The following is a 12892-nucleotide window of genomic DNA, read 5'->3' as shown; positions in this document are numbered from 1 at the left end:
AAATATCATCTTACAAATGAATTGGAAGAAGGTTTGGAAAAAGACATGGTATTTTATATGGGAGAGTGATAGTGTTGCTAGTTGGATTGTAAATATTATTCTTGCATTTGTATTAATAAAATTTGTAATTTATCCTGGAATGGGATTTGCTATGCAGACCTCTTACCCAATAGTGGCTGTTGTTTCTGGTTCAATGGAACATAAAGCTACCCATCCTTGTGTAGATTTTAATAGCAGAATTAATGATTGTGAAAAATTTAATAAAAAAACTTATACAATATGTGGAAAAAATTTTGAAACAAGACAAAAATCAAACCTAGATTTTTTCTGGGAGTCTTGTGGAGAGTGGTATATAGAAAATACTGAGATAACAAAAGAATCTTTTGATGATTTTAAGTTCAAAAACGGTTTTAATAAAGGAGATATAATGGTTTTGAGAGGTAAAAAACCAGAAAAAATAGAAGTAGGAAACACTATAGTTTATATGTCAAAAACAGCACCATACCCTATAATTCATAGAGTAATTAGAATAGAAAATTCAGAAGAAGAATATACATTTATAACAAAGGGAGATCATAATGTTAGAGAGGATGTACCTGTTGATGAAGAACAACTAATAGGTAATGCAGTATTAAGGGTTCCTTTTGTAGGCTGGATAAAAATTGGTTTTGTAAATCTAATAAATATTTTTATAGGTGTTTAATTATGTTTTGTCCTAAATGTGGTTCAATATTAATTCCTAAAAAAAATGGTTCTAAGGTAGTAATTAAATGTAATTGTGGATATAAATCAGATGATAAGATTAGTACAACAATCAAAGAAGAAGTGAAAAAGGATGATGATGTAAAAAAAGGAGCAGTTGATGAAGATTTTGAGACTTTACCTTTAACAGATGCAGAATGTCCTAAATGTGCACATAAAAAAGCTTATTTCTGGGAAGTACAAACAAGAGCTGCTGATGAAGCTCCTACTAAATTCTTAAAATGTGAAGAGTGTAAACACATCTGGAGAGATTATAACTAATGCAAATAAAAGAATCTAAATTTAGAGTTATTGTCAAAACAAAATCAAATTCTAATAAGCTAATTGGGTTTGATAAAGAAAAACAAGCTTATTTGTTGAATATAAAATCAGTACCTGAAAAAGGGCAAGCTAATAAAGAAATAATTAAATTTTTGTCTAAACTGTTAAAGAAACAAGTAAGAATTGTTAGAGGATTAAAAAGCAAAGACAAAACAATAGAAATTATCTGATTTATCTATATTTCTTGTATATTGGTGGATCTTGGTGTTTACTGTAATTATCTGGATATTTCTTTTCTGGATGAACCTTAAATGATTTTGGGGTGTGCCAATACCACATGATTATACCTACGACCAATGCAAATCCAATAATTTCCCATATTAACATATATAATATGTATTAAAAGAATTATTTAAACTTATTGGTGTCTGTAGTATAATAATCTTTTTAAACAGAAAATTTATACTTTAATTTGGGGGAACCTTATGAAAGCTTATCTCGATGTTGTTAAAAAAATCTTAGAACAAGGCATAATTAAAAAAACAAGACAAGGACCTGATGCATATACAATTGCTGGTGCTATGTTTGAACATGATATGTCTGAAGGATTTCCTCTTGTTACGACTAAAAGCGTTCCTTTAAGATTAGTTGCTTCTGAATTAGAGTTTTTTATTAAAGGTATAACTGATAAAAACTGGTTAAGAGATATAAATAATCACATCTGGGATGAATGGTGCAGTCCTGATAAAGTGCCTTATGCTCATGATGAAGAAACTAAAAAGAAGATGATGGAAGAACGTGAATTAGGGCCAATTTATGGATGGCAATGGAGAAATTTTGGAGCAAATTATGATTCTTATGATAAAAAACTAATAGGAAAGGGGATTGACCAATTAAAGAATGTAGTTGAAACCCTTAAAACTAATCCTCATGATAGAAGAATGATTGTGATGGCATGGAATCCAACAGATTTACATAGAATGGCTTTGCCACCTTGCCACTATTGTTTTCAAATTACTGTTATTGACGGTAAATTAAATTTATTATGGAATCAACGCTCAATTGATGTTGCTTTAGGATTACCTTTTAATATTGCTAGTTATGCATTATTGTTGCATCTACTTGCAAAAGAAGTTGGTTTAAAAGAAGGAAAATTAGTTGGTTTTTTATCTGATGTCCATCTTTTTGTTAATCATGTGGATGGGTTAAAAGAACAATTGCAAAGAGAACCATTTAAACTTCCGACATTGAAAACAGAACCTTTTAAAACAATTTTTGATTGGAAGTATGAAGATTCTAAAGTTGAGAACTATGAACATCATCCAAAAATACAATTTGAGGTTGCTGTATGACTGAAATTATTATAATCGTGGCTGTAGCGCAAAATAATACAATTGGAAAAAATAATGATATTCCTTGGCGTATTAAAGAAGATTTTCAACATTTTAAGGATTTGACAATGGGATTTCCCTGTATAATGGGAGATAAAACTTATGAATCTTTACCAGATAATGCAAAGCCATTGCCTGGTCGAGAAAATATTGTTTTAACTTTTGATAAAGAATACAAACCAGAAGGAGTTACAGTAATGCATGATTTTAATGAAGCAATAGAATACTGCAAGAAAAAAGGTTATGAAAAAGCATTCATAACAGGAGGAGCTACAATTTATAGACTTGGTTTAGAAATAGCTGATACATTTGAGCTAACAAGAGTTCATAAAGATTATGATGGAGATGTTTTTTTCCCAGAAGTAAATTTTGATGAATGGAAATTGGTAAAAAAAGAAAATCACGAGGGAAAAGATACCAACAATAATGAAGAAGTAAGATTTTCTTTTTTAACATATAAGAGGAAAAAATAAAATGGAATTAGAAAAAGAAGATAATGAAGTATACCAAATAATTCAAAACGAACTTGAGAGACAGAAAAATGAGTTAAATATGATTCCTTCTGAAAATTATTGTAGTAAGGCAGTATTAGAAGCATCTGGTTCTATTATGATGAATAAGTATGCAGAAGGATATCCTAAAAAAAGATATTATCAAGGCAATAGATTTATAGACGATAATGAAACTTTAGCAATCGAAAGAGCAAAAAAATTATTTAATGCAGAACATGCAAATGTTCAGCCAAATTCAGGAAGCCCTGCAAATATGGCTGTTTACTTTGCTTTATTACAATTAAACGATAAGATCCTTGGAATGAATTTAAGTCATGGTGGCCATCTAACTCATGGCTCTAAAGTAAATTTTTCTGGGAAATATTACAATTTTGTAGAATATGGTGTTGATAAAGAGACAGAAATGCTTGATATGGATAAAATTAGGAAAATAGCAGAAGCAGAAAAACCGAAATTAATAATAAGTGGGTATACTGCCTATCCAAGAATAATTGATTTTAAGGAATTTCATGATATAGCAAGATCTATTAATGCTTATAGTATGGCTGATATAGCTCATATTGCTGGATTGATTGCTGGTGGAGTACACCCTTCTCCCTTACCTTTTACAGATATTATTACAACAACAACACATAAAACTCTGAGAGGTCCAAGAAGCGCTTTAATCTTATGTAAAAAAGAAGATGAGTTAGTAAATACAGAAGGAATGGATGAAAAAGAAGCTATAAGGGCAAAAAATATGGCTTTGAAAATAGATAAAGCAGTATTTCCAGGATTACAAGGAGGACCTCATGAACATACTATTGCAGCAAAGGCTGTTGCTTTTGGAGAGGCAATGAAACCAGAATTTAAAGAGTATTCTAAACAAATTGTAAAAAATGCTAAGGCTTTGGCTGAAAAATTGATGTCAGAAGGAATTAAGATTGTTTCAAACGGAACAGATAATCATTTAATTTTAATAGATTTAATTAAAACAAAATCTGTTGGCAAACCTGGTTTGGGAAAAGAAGCAGCAATTGCTTTGGAAGAAGCAGGAATTATAACAAATGCAAATACAATTCCTTTTGATCCTTCTACTCCTTTTAAACCATCTGGAATTAGACTTGGAACTCCTATCTTGACTACAAGGGGGATGAAAGAAGGAGAGATGGAAGAAGTTGGTAAATATATGGCAGATATTATCAATAATCTTTCAGATAGTGAATTAAGAGTTAGAACAAAACAGAAAGTTCTTGAACTTTGTAATAATTTCAAGTTCTATTAATATGAATTATGAAAAATCCTTAAAATATCTTTTTAATAGAAAGTTTTTTGGTATGAAGTTGGGTTTAAAAAATATAAGAGATCTAATGGACCATCTTGGAAACCCTCAAAATGATTTTAAGTCAATACATGTAGCAGGAACAAATGGGAAAGGCTCTGTTTGTTCTTTTCTTTCATCAATTCTTGAAAAAGAAGGATATAAAGTTGGTGTTTACACAAGCCCCCATCTTGTTAGTTTTAGAGAGAGAATAAAAATAAATGGGAAAAAAATAGAGAGAAAAGAGATATCATCTTTATTGTCAAAAATAAAACCCTTTGTTAAAGATCACACTTTTTTTGAAGTTGTTACTGCTTTGGCTTTTCTTTATTTTAAAAAGAAAAAGGTCGATATTGTTCTTGTAGAGGTTGGTTTAGGGGGGCGTCTTGATGCAACAAATGTTATAACTCCTGAAGTTTCCGTTATAACAAATATAGGACTAGAACACACAGAACATTTGGGAGATACATTAGAAAAGATCGCATTTGAGAAATCAGGCATAGTAAAACAAAACATTCCTTTAGTTACTTTGAGCGATTGTAAAGGGTTAAATGTATTAAAAAAAACGTGCAAATTAGAAAAGTGTAAACTTCATCTTGTAAAACCCAAAAAACTTAAAATTTCACTTAAAGGAAATTTTCAGCATCAAAATGCTTCACTTGCATTAGGTGTTGTTGATGTTTTGAGAGAGAAAGGATATAAAATAAGTAACAAATCTGTTGTTGATGGGTTGATGAATGCTAAATGGCCAGGGAGATTTGAATTTGTAAATGGAAATATTCTTTTTGATTGTGCACATAATCCTTGTGGGGCAAAAACTCTTGCTAGAGAGATAAAGAAATTAAATTACAAAAATATTTATTTTATTGTAGGAATAATGAAAGATAAAGATATTAAAGGTATTTGTAAAAATTTAGAACCTATTGCAAAAGAAATAATAATAACAAAACCACATGTAACAAGAGCTGCTGATCCTGGAGAAATTGCTGATTTTATAGGAAAAGAGGTAGACATAATTGATGATATTAGAGATGCTTTAGAATATGCCAAAATAAAAGCAAGTAAAGAAGATCTTATTGTTTTGACTGGATCAATTTTTACTGTTGGTGAGGCTTTTTCTTTTATCAGACCTGATCCATTTAACTCCAAGGTAAACAAGAGGAGTATCAACAACAGCAAATAAGACCTTTAGTGTCCAATAAGGAATTATCATTTGAATCATCCTTATTACTGTGTATTGTGGTGTTGTAGCATAGAACGCTATAAAGATAAAAATTGTTGTGTCTATTAACTGAGATACACTTGTAGATAAATTATTTCTTAACCATAAGTGTTTCTTTTTTGTCTTCTTTTTCAAAAAATTAAAGGCCCATATATCATGATATTGGCTGATTAGGAAGGCAGTTATGCTTGCTATTATAACTCTCATTGAATTTTGGAATATAGTTTTATAAGCTTCATTACTTTGATAAAATGAAGCAGGAGGCATAACAATACCAATTGCTACAAGTATTAATGTTAAAATTAATGCAAATAATCCTGCATGGATAAACGATTTAGTAACTTTTTTACCTCTCACCTCTTCGATAATATCAGTTATTAAGAATGTAATTGGATAGGCAAAAATTCCAACAGAAGTTACAATACCAAAAATTGTTGTAACTTTGCTTCCTAAAAGATTTGCTGCTATTAGTGCTGCTATAAAAATTCCAAGAAGCAAGTTTGTCTTTTTTTCAAGTAACTCTTTATCCATTTTTTAATAAAATATTAACTTATATAAAAAGTTATTGTAATCATTTTTTAGTAAACCTTAAATAATTTTATCATATCAAAAGGTATATAAACTATTGATTTTCTTAAGATATTATAAAATGAGTTCAGGCAAGCTAATTGTTGTTGATGGAACAGATGGAAGTGGCAAAGCCACTCAGACAAAACTTCTTGTTGAAAAACTTAAAAAAGAAAATTATGATGTAGAGATCATTGACTTCCCAAGATACGGAGAAAAAAGTGCTTTTTTAATTGAAGAATATTTAAATGGTAAGTTTGGTTCAGCAAAAGAGACAGGACCTTATGTGCCTTCTATTTTTTATGCATGTGATAGGTATGTTGCTTCTATGAAAATAAAGGAATGGCTTAAACAAGGCAAGATAGTAATTGCAAATAGATATGTTGCATCAAGTATGGCTCACCAAGGAGGAAAAATAGAAGATAAAGAAGAAAGAGATACATTTTTAGAATGGCTTGAAGATTTAGAGTTTAATATTTTTAAAATTCCAAAACCAACAGCAAATATTATTTTATATGTGCCTCCTGAAATAGGTCAAAAATTAGTAGATAAAAAAGGCCATAGAGATTATGTTAATGGCAGTAAAAGAGATTTGCATGAAGAAGATCTAGAACATCTAAAAGATGCAACAAAAACATATAGAACTTTAATAGAAAAATATAATTGGATAGTTATAGAATGTGCTCCAGATAATAAATTAAAAACAATTGAAGAAATTCAAAAACTTCTTTGGGATAAAGCAAAAGATTTACTTTAAACCAGAACTACCAAATCCACCTTCTCCTCGCTCAGAATCTTCCAAGGAATCGGATTCAATAATCTTAGCAGTTATAATCGGTTGTATAAGCATTTGGGCAATCTTCATATTTTTTTCAACATGGAAATCTTCTTCCCCTAAATTTTTTAATACAACACCTATTTCTCCTCTATATCCTGAATCGATTACACCCGCCATAACATGAATACCTTTTTTGGCTGCTAATCCGCTTTTATCCCATATCAATCCAACAAAACCTTCTGGAATGGCCATTTTAACACCACTTTTAACAACCCTTTTTTCGCCTTTTTTTAGTATTAAATCTTCAGCAGAATAGATATCTAATCCAGCATCATGTTCATTAGCATAATGGGGTAAATTTACATCTTCTATTTTTTGAATTTTTACTTCCATTTTAAAGAACTAATTTATTGTTTTGATTCTTCTTCGTCTTCTTCATGTGTTCCAAAAAAAGAGCCAAGTGTCTTGTTTTTTCTTATTGTATTATAACTGATTGGTTTAACGTCATCTTTCTTCAAATCTCTTCACCTCTTTTCCCAGAACCCAATTTTATATAGAAAGAACTAGTATATAAATAAAACTAAACTGGAAAATATAGTTTTCAAAAAACAACTTTAAGATATATATTTAGAATAAGCCATGTTTGTTGCAATGGCAAAATGAGAACTAAGATGCTTTTCCCTGGAATTGTAACATGTTTGTTAGTTCATGGTTTATAATTTTGCCATTAACAGCGTCTATTTTTATGTTAAGAGTTTTAAAAGATCTTGTTATATAGGTCACATTGTAGATAGTGTTATTAGCTATATTTTGTAATATCACCATTATTTTTAATGGAGGATCTGTAGAAAATTTCTTTTGTTGAAATTCTTTAGAGATATCTAATGCTTTATCAATATCCATCTTAACCTTGTTCATATTCAGTTTTTTTACTTTCTTCTGTGTTTTTTGAAAAACTTCTTGTGAAGGTATTACATTGATTTTATCATCTTCAATAACATAAGTAGTTATTGTATTATCATCATTATAATAACCAATCTGCCAATCACCTTTGTTTAAGTCATCAACCATTTTAAATAAATGAGCAAGATAACTTTTTTTATCTTTTTTAAACTTAGAACTTTCTTCTAATTTTTTAATAACTTCTTTCACTTCCATAAATAATAAAAAGATATTTAAGGTTTAATAAGTTTGTGTTTTACCTAAAATGTCATCTGATATAAAGAAGAAGGATTTGAAAAAACAAGGATATAGGTTAGTTGGTAATCATTCTGCTGTTAAAGTTTGTGGTTGGACTAGAAAATCATTAAGAGGAGAAGATGTTTGTTATAAAGAAAAATTTTATGATACAAAATGCCATTTGTGTGTACAGATGACGCCTGCTCTGAATACATGCACTCATAGGTGTGTTTGGTGCTGGCGTGATATTGATTTTACAAACCCAAGATGGAGCGGGAAAGTTGACGATCCTAAATTTATAGTAGATGGATGTATTAAAGAATTTATTGCTAGTTTAGAGGGTTATCACGGATATAAAAAAGTAGATAAAAAGAAATTAAAAGAAACCAACAAACCCCAACAGTTTGCTATTTCTCTTTCAGGTGAACCAACAATGTACCCAAAACTTCCTGAGCTTATTTTAGAGCTTAAAAAAAGAAAGATAAATTCTTTTTTAGTTACAAACGGTACTAATCCTAGTATGTTAAAGAAATTAATAGAGAAAAAAGCACAACCAACACAAGTTTATATTACCTTGCCTGCACCAGATGAAGAAACTTATGTTAGGGTTTGTAATCCTTTGATAAAGGATGGTTGGAAAAAAATACTTCAAAGTTTAGAATTAGTTAGCAAATTTAAGAGGAACATATTTAGATTGACATTAACAAAAGACATTAATATGGATAAGGTTGAGGAATATGCTTTATTGATTAAGAAATATAAACCAAAGAAAATTGAATGCAAATCTTATATGTGGGTGGGTTATAGTCGGGAAAGATTAGAAATTCAAAATATGCCTTATCATAATGAAGTTAAGAAATTTGCACAAAAATTAGCTAAATTAACTGGTTATAAAATTATTGATGAAAAAAAAGAATCAAGAGTTGTTTTGCTTTCTAAAGATTGATTAATCTTCCATAAGGGCCAGGATTAATAATAGTTGAAACCTTTATTTTATCTTTTTTATTGTTGTTTTCGTGGAAATGACCGCATAAAACCAAATCAATTTTATTTTCTTTGATAAAATCTCTGAAAGATTTATTACCATAGTGACCATGGTCTATTCTATCAAGTTTTGTTTTATAAGGTGGAGCGTGTACAACCAAAACAACAGCTTTATCTTTATGTTTTTTGATCAATTTCTTGAATTTTTTACTTTCTATTTCAAATTCTTTGTCCTTAAAGCTAAATCCACCACCACCCCAACCTATAAACAAAACATCATCTTTGATAAAGTGTTTATTATGCAAGTAGAATAAATTTTTATGTATATTACATAAATGTCTTACTATATTTTCACTTTCATGATTTCCATGAATAATTAAGAAATCTTTTTTTAGTTTGTTAAATTCTAGTAAAATGTGTTTTATATCCTGCTCAAATATAGTGAAATCTCCTCCACAAACTATAATATCTGCGTGTTTTGCTTTTTGTTTTATTTTTTTTAGAGCAGTTACACTCCCGTGTGAATCAATAAAAGTCAGTATCCTCATTTTAGTTGAAAAAATTATAAGAGATATATAAAATATACCAAAATCAAAGCCTTTTTAAATGATTTTGAATCTATGTCAGAAAATGGTAGAACTAATCATATGTGAAAAGCCGAATGCAGCGAATAAAATAGCAGAAGCTTTAGCAGATGGCAAACCAATAAAAAACACAACAAATAAAGTTGTATCTTATGAAATCACTCATGGAGACAAAGATATTATTGTTGGGTGTGCTGTTGGTCATTTATATGGATTAAAACAAAAAGAAAAAAGAGCACCATTACCAATTTTTGATATTGAATGGGTTCCTACTTATGATATAAATAAAGGCAGCGCATTTAGTAAAAAATATACAACTGTTTTGAAAAGATTAGCAAAAAAAGCAGATACTTTTACTGTTGCAACTGATTATGATATTGAAGGAGAGGTAATTGGATTAAATATTGTTAAGTTTATCTGTAAAAAGAATGATGCAAAGAGAATGAAATTCTCTACATTAACTAAAGATGAATTAGTTAAGTCTTATGAAAATGCACAATCAACTTTAGATTGGGGCCAGGCAAATGCTGGTGTAACAAGACATTTTCTTGATTGGTTTTATGGTGTAAACGTATCTAAAGCTTTAACAAAAGCAATAAGCACTACTGGCGGTTTTAAATTAATGTCAACTGGTCGTGTTCAAGGTCCTTCTTTAAAGATGATAGTAGATAAAGAAAAAGAAATCAAAGCATTTATTCCAGACCCATATTGGATGTTATCTCTAAATGGAAAAGTTAATCAGCAGAATATTGAAGCGTGGCATGAAAAAGATAAAATTTTTGATAAAAAAGACGCAGAAAAAATATTAAATAAAATTAAAGACGAAAAACAAGCTAAAATTAAAGAGACAGAAACAAAAAAATTTAATCAAGAACCTCCTACACCATTTGATTTAACTTCTTTACAAATAGAAGCACATAAATGTTTGAAGATTTCACCTAAAAAAACATTAGAAATTGCACAAGAATTATACACTGGAGGTAATATTTCTTATCCAAGAACATCTTCACAACAATTACCAGAATCGATTGAGTATAAAAAAATACTTAATGGACTTTTAAAATCAAAAAATTATAAAGAAAGTGTTGATTTTTTACTAAAGAAAAAAACATTAAAGCCAAACAATGGTAAGAAAACAGATCCTGCACATCCTGCTATTTATCCTACTGGGATAATTCCTAAAGCTGAAGAAGAAAAATTAAAATTATATGATTTAATTGTTAGAAGATTTTTAGCTACTTTTGGAGATTCTGCAGTTAGACAGACAATTAAGGCGAAAATTGATGTTAAAGAAGAGATATTTATTACAAAAGGTACAACAACAGTTGAACAAGGGTGGCATATCTTATATGGAAAGTATGCAATGTTTAAGGAAGAAGAGCTTCCAGATATGAAGAAAGGAGATAAAATCGATATTAGCAAAATTACAAAATGGGACAAGGAAACAACGCCTCCTAAAAGATATACTGAGAGTTCAATTATCAAAGAATTAGAAAAAAGGAATTTAGGAACCAAATCTACAAGAGCACAGATTATAGATACTTTATTTCAGAGGGGGTATATTGATGGCAAGGCAATAGAAGCAACTGAGTTAGGAATAAGAACTTCTGAAACATTAGCAAAACATTGCGAAACTTTAGTTAATGAAAAATTAACAAGACATTTTGAAGAGGAAATGAGTTTGATAAGAGAGTCTAAGAAAACAAAAGAAGAAGTTATTGAAGAAGCAAAAAAGATTGTTACAGATATTATAAAGAAATTTAAGAAAGATGAGAAGGAGGTTGGAGAAGAACTTTTAGCAGCTAATAGGGAAACGATAAATGTTATGACTCATATTGGGAACTGTCCAAATTGTAAAGAAGGTAGTTTATCTATTAGAAGAGGAAAATTTGGCCATTTTATAGCTTGTGATAAATATCCTGATTGCAAAACAATATTTTCATTACCTGCTGCTTTAATCAAACCCACTAAAAATATTTGTGAAACTTGCGGGTTGCCAAAGGTTTTGATTATTAAGAAAAGAAAAAGGCCGCAAGAATTATGTATAAATTCAAAATGTTCTGGAAAGATGGAAAATCATACTAAAGAACAACTAAAAGAGATTGATGATATAGAAAATGGAAACGTTGAGAAACCATGTCCTAAATGTAAAGAAGGGCAATTAGTTGTTAGAAAATCTATTTATGGTGCGTTCTTGGGTTGTAATAAATACCCTAAGTGCAGGTTTACTGAAAAAATTGAGAAAGAGGAATAATTTCTATTTATTTAGTTTATCAACTTTCTTTTCTATTCTATCAAGTTTTTTAGATAAATCAGCACACGCATCTAATACAATCTCGTGAGGGGGTTTATGTCTAAACTCAGGGGGAATAGATTTTCTTTCTTTTAAAAATTCAACAATTTTCTTGTCTTTAATTGAATAATATTTCTTCCCTTCAATCCATTTTCCTTCAACTAATCCTATCTCTGATAGAATGTTTAAATGAAAATCTACTGTTTGTGGTTTTTTGTTTACTTCCTCTGCAATTTCAGAAAGATATTTTGGTTTTTTGCTTAGTGATAAAAGAAGATCTCTCCTTACATTAGAGGATAGTGCTTTATGCACAATTTCATCAAATAGATGTGGTGGGAAGTGAGGCATATTATAATGATATCGGTTTTTCTATATAAATGTTATGTTTCTATTTTTCTAGAATAACCGAAACATTTATATAGTTCTATGCTTTCCATATTTCTAGAAAAGCCGAAAGCTTTTCTGGGGGCGTACAAAAATGAAACAAGCACAACAATATGTAAATATGGCTGAACAAGCAAAAGGGGAAAATGCACATGTAGCAGTATCTATGTATTATAGAACTGCAATAGAATTAACAAACTCACGAGAAGAGTTAGTAGAAATTTTAGGAGCGACAATTAAGTATGCAGATAGACTAAAGAAACCAACAGATCAATTAGCAATATATCAATGGGGACAACAAGTTATCTCAGAAAAATTACAAGGAGACCCTCTTGAGGAATTGATACAACAATCAATTGAAAAAATAAAACCAAAAGGTGAGTAGAATGGTACCACATGAACATATCCCTCCACACGCTTTACCAATTAGAAATGTAAATAAGATAAAATTTCTTCTTATTAGTTTTATCTTTTCAACCTTTTTCACAATATTGGTTGCATTTACATTAAAACTTTTTGAGATTCCAATAAATGTTATAGTTCCATCTAGTGCACCGATTTGGATAGGAACATTAACTATAGGTTACATGGTGCAAATTGAAAAATAAGAATGGAGGTGAAAATTATGCCAATACCACCACACGAAAGGTTTCACAGGAGACCTACTCTAAAAGA

Annotated in this window: 17 protein-coding genes; 12 read left to right on the top strand and 5 right to left on the bottom strand. The window is 29.7% G+C overall.

Annotated elements, in window-relative coordinates:
- Window positions 1-16 precede the first annotated feature (16 nt).
- The 7 genes from CEE44_01900 (at window position 17) to CEE44_01870 (ending at window position 5409) form a co-directional block, all read left to right on the top strand.
- Complete coding sequence (locus CEE44_01900; GenBank protein TKJ17266.1) at window positions 17-703, top strand: signal peptidase I; 687 nt, start codon at window positions 17-19, stop codon at window positions 701-703.
- Entirely contained in the window at window positions 703-1023 is a 321-nt protein-coding gene (locus tag CEE44_01895) for a transcription factor S (GenBank protein ID TKJ17265.1), read from the top strand. The genes CEE44_01900 and CEE44_01895 overlap by 1 nt, the downstream gene beginning before the upstream one ends.
- Entirely contained in the window at window positions 1023-1253 is a 231-nt protein-coding gene (locus CEE44_01890) for a hypothetical protein (GenBank protein ID TKJ17264.1), read from the top strand. Before CEE44_01895 ends, CEE44_01890 begins: the two co-directional genes overlap by 1 nt.
- Before the next feature lie 255 nt (window positions 1254-1508).
- Entirely contained in the window at window positions 1509-2375 is an 867-nt protein-coding gene (gene thyA / locus CEE44_01885; GenBank protein ID TKJ17263.1) for a thymidylate synthase, read from the top strand.
- The gene (locus tag CEE44_01880) at window positions 2372-2887 is read left to right on the top strand and encodes a diacylglycerol kinase (protein TKJ17262.1); all 516 of its coding nucleotides are present in this window, start codon (window positions 2372-2374) and stop codon (window positions 2885-2887) included. Before thyA ends, CEE44_01880 begins: the two co-directional genes overlap by 4 nt.
- A 1-nt stretch (window position 2888) precedes the next feature.
- Window positions 2889-4190, top strand: coding sequence for a serine hydroxymethyltransferase (locus CEE44_01875; protein ID TKJ17261.1), 1302 nt, complete (start codon window positions 2889-2891; stop codon window positions 4188-4190).
- A gap of 1 nt (window position 4191) precedes the next feature.
- Entirely contained in the window at window positions 4192-5409 is a 1218-nt protein-coding gene (locus tag CEE44_01870; protein TKJ17260.1) for a bifunctional folylpolyglutamate synthase/dihydrofolate synthase, read from the top strand.
- Here CEE44_01870 and CEE44_01865 read toward each other — a convergent pair.
- Complete coding sequence (locus CEE44_01865; protein ID TKJ17259.1) at window positions 5317-5979, bottom strand: transporter; 663 nt, start codon at window positions 5977-5979, stop codon at window positions 5317-5319. The two genes, CEE44_01870 and CEE44_01865, sit on opposite strands and share 93 nt — an antisense overlap.
- Window positions 5980-6097: 118 nt before the next feature.
- Here CEE44_01865 and CEE44_01860 point away from each other — a divergent pair, with 118 nt between their 5' ends.
- Window positions 6098-6772, top strand: coding sequence for a thymidylate kinase (locus tag CEE44_01860; protein TKJ17258.1), 675 nt, complete (start codon window positions 6098-6100; stop codon window positions 6770-6772).
- Here CEE44_01860 and CEE44_01855 read toward each other — a convergent pair.
- Window positions 6764-7186 carry a deoxyuridine 5'-triphosphate nucleotidohydrolase gene (locus tag CEE44_01855; GenBank protein TKJ17257.1) on the bottom strand — a complete coding sequence of 141 codons (423 nt, stop codon included), beginning with the start codon at window positions 7184-7186 and terminating at the stop codon, window positions 6764-6766. The genes CEE44_01860 and CEE44_01855 overlap by 9 nt on opposite strands.
- 273 nt (window positions 7187-7459) lie before the next feature.
- Entirely contained in the window at window positions 7460-7951 is a 492-nt protein-coding gene (locus tag CEE44_01850) for a hypothetical protein (protein ID TKJ17256.1), read from the bottom strand.
- 49 nt (window positions 7952-8000) lie between these two features.
- Here CEE44_01850 and CEE44_01845 point away from each other — a divergent pair, with 49 nt between their 5' ends.
- Entirely contained in the window at window positions 8001-8918 is a 918-nt protein-coding gene (locus CEE44_01845; protein ID TKJ17255.1) for a 4-demethylwyosine synthase TYW1, read from the top strand.
- On the opposite strand, the gene CEE44_01840 is transcribed toward CEE44_01845, so the two are convergent.
- Complete coding sequence (locus CEE44_01840) at window positions 8908-9504, bottom strand: hypothetical protein (GenBank protein TKJ17254.1); 597 nt, start codon at window positions 9502-9504, stop codon at window positions 8908-8910. The genes CEE44_01845 and CEE44_01840 overlap by 11 nt on opposite strands.
- Window positions 9505-9562: 58 nt before the next feature.
- On the opposite strand from CEE44_01840, the gene topA reads away from it, so the two are divergent.
- Window positions 9563-11794 (top strand): DNA topoisomerase I, encoded by a 2232-nt coding sequence (gene topA, locus CEE44_01835; protein ID TKJ17253.1) that lies wholly within the window; start codon window positions 9563-9565, stop codon window positions 11792-11794.
- A gap of 3 nt (window positions 11795-11797) precedes the next feature.
- Here the strand turns inward: topA and CEE44_01830 are convergent, their stop codons facing one another.
- Entirely contained in the window at window positions 11798-12181 is a 384-nt protein-coding gene (locus CEE44_01830) for a hypothetical protein (protein ID TKJ17252.1), read from the bottom strand.
- Between the two features lie 130 nt (window positions 12182-12311).
- Between CEE44_01830 and CEE44_01825 the strand changes: the two genes are divergently transcribed.
- Together CEE44_01825 and CEE44_01820 are read left to right on the top strand one after the other, a co-directional pair.
- A complete protein-coding gene (locus CEE44_01825) occupies window positions 12312-12602 on the top strand; it encodes a hypothetical protein (GenBank protein ID TKJ17251.1) in 291 nt (96 codons plus the stop codon).
- Between the two features lies 1 nt (window position 12603).
- Window positions 12604-12825: a hypothetical protein gene (locus tag CEE44_01820; GenBank protein ID TKJ17250.1), complete on the top strand. Its 222-nt coding sequence runs from the start codon at window positions 12604-12606 to the stop codon at window positions 12823-12825.
- Window positions 12826-12892 lie beyond the last annotated feature (67 nt).

Source organism: Candidatus Woesearchaeota archaeon B3_Woes (assembly GCA_005222965.1).
GTDB lineage: Archaea > Nanobdellota > Nanobdellia > Woesearchaeales > B3-WOES > B3-WOES.
Note: the sequence above shows the minus strand (reverse complement) of the source record. Positions and strands in the feature narration are given on the sequence as shown.

Excerpts from the sequence above, each read along its gene's own strand:
- CEE44_01900 (TKJ17266.1), top strand. The coding sequence starts at position 17 with ATGAATTGGAAGAAGGTTTGGAAAAAGACATGGTATTTTATATGGGAG.
- CEE44_01890 (TKJ17264.1), top strand. The coding sequence starts at position 1,023 with ATGCAAATAAAAGAATCTAAATTTAGAGTTATTGTCAAAACAAAATCA.
- thyA (TKJ17263.1), top strand. The coding sequence starts at position 1,509 with ATGAAAGCTTATCTCGATGTTGTTAAAAAAATCTTAGAACAAGGCATA.
- CEE44_01880 (TKJ17262.1), top strand. The coding sequence starts at position 2,372 with ATGACTGAAATTATTATAATCGTGGCTGTAGCGCAAAATAATACAATT.
- CEE44_01875 (TKJ17261.1), top strand. The coding sequence starts at position 2,889 with ATGGAATTAGAAAAAGAAGATAATGAAGTATACCAAATAATTCAAAAC.
- CEE44_01870 (TKJ17260.1), top strand. The coding sequence starts at position 4,192 with ATGAATTATGAAAAATCCTTAAAATATCTTTTTAATAGAAAGTTTTTT.
- CEE44_01865 (TKJ17259.1), bottom strand. The coding sequence starts at position 5,979 with ATGGATAAAGAGTTACTTGAAAAAAAGACAAACTTGCTTCTTGGAATT.
- CEE44_01860 (TKJ17258.1), top strand. The coding sequence starts at position 6,098 with ATGAGTTCAGGCAAGCTAATTGTTGTTGATGGAACAGATGGAAGTGGC.
- CEE44_01855 (TKJ17257.1), bottom strand. The coding sequence starts at position 7,186 with ATGGAAGTAAAAATTCAAAAAATAGAAGATGTAAATTTACCCCATTAT.
- CEE44_01850 (TKJ17256.1), bottom strand. The coding sequence starts at position 7,951 with ATGGAAGTGAAAGAAGTTATTAAAAAATTAGAAGAAAGTTCTAAGTTT.
- CEE44_01845 (TKJ17255.1), top strand. The coding sequence starts at position 8,001 with ATGTCATCTGATATAAAGAAGAAGGATTTGAAAAAACAAGGATATAGG.
- CEE44_01840 (TKJ17254.1), bottom strand. The coding sequence starts at position 9,504 with ATGAGGATACTGACTTTTATTGATTCACACGGGAGTGTAACTGCTCTA.
- topA (TKJ17253.1), top strand. The coding sequence starts at position 9,563 with ATGATTTTGAATCTATGTCAGAAAATGGTAGAACTAATCATATGTGAA.
- CEE44_01830 (TKJ17252.1), bottom strand. The coding sequence starts at position 12,181 with ATGCCTCACTTCCCACCACATCTATTTGATGAAATTGTGCATAAAGCA.
- CEE44_01825 (TKJ17251.1), top strand. The coding sequence starts at position 12,312 with ATGAAACAAGCACAACAATATGTAAATATGGCTGAACAAGCAAAAGGG.
- CEE44_01820 (TKJ17250.1), top strand. The coding sequence starts at position 12,604 with ATGGTACCACATGAACATATCCCTCCACACGCTTTACCAATTAGAAAT.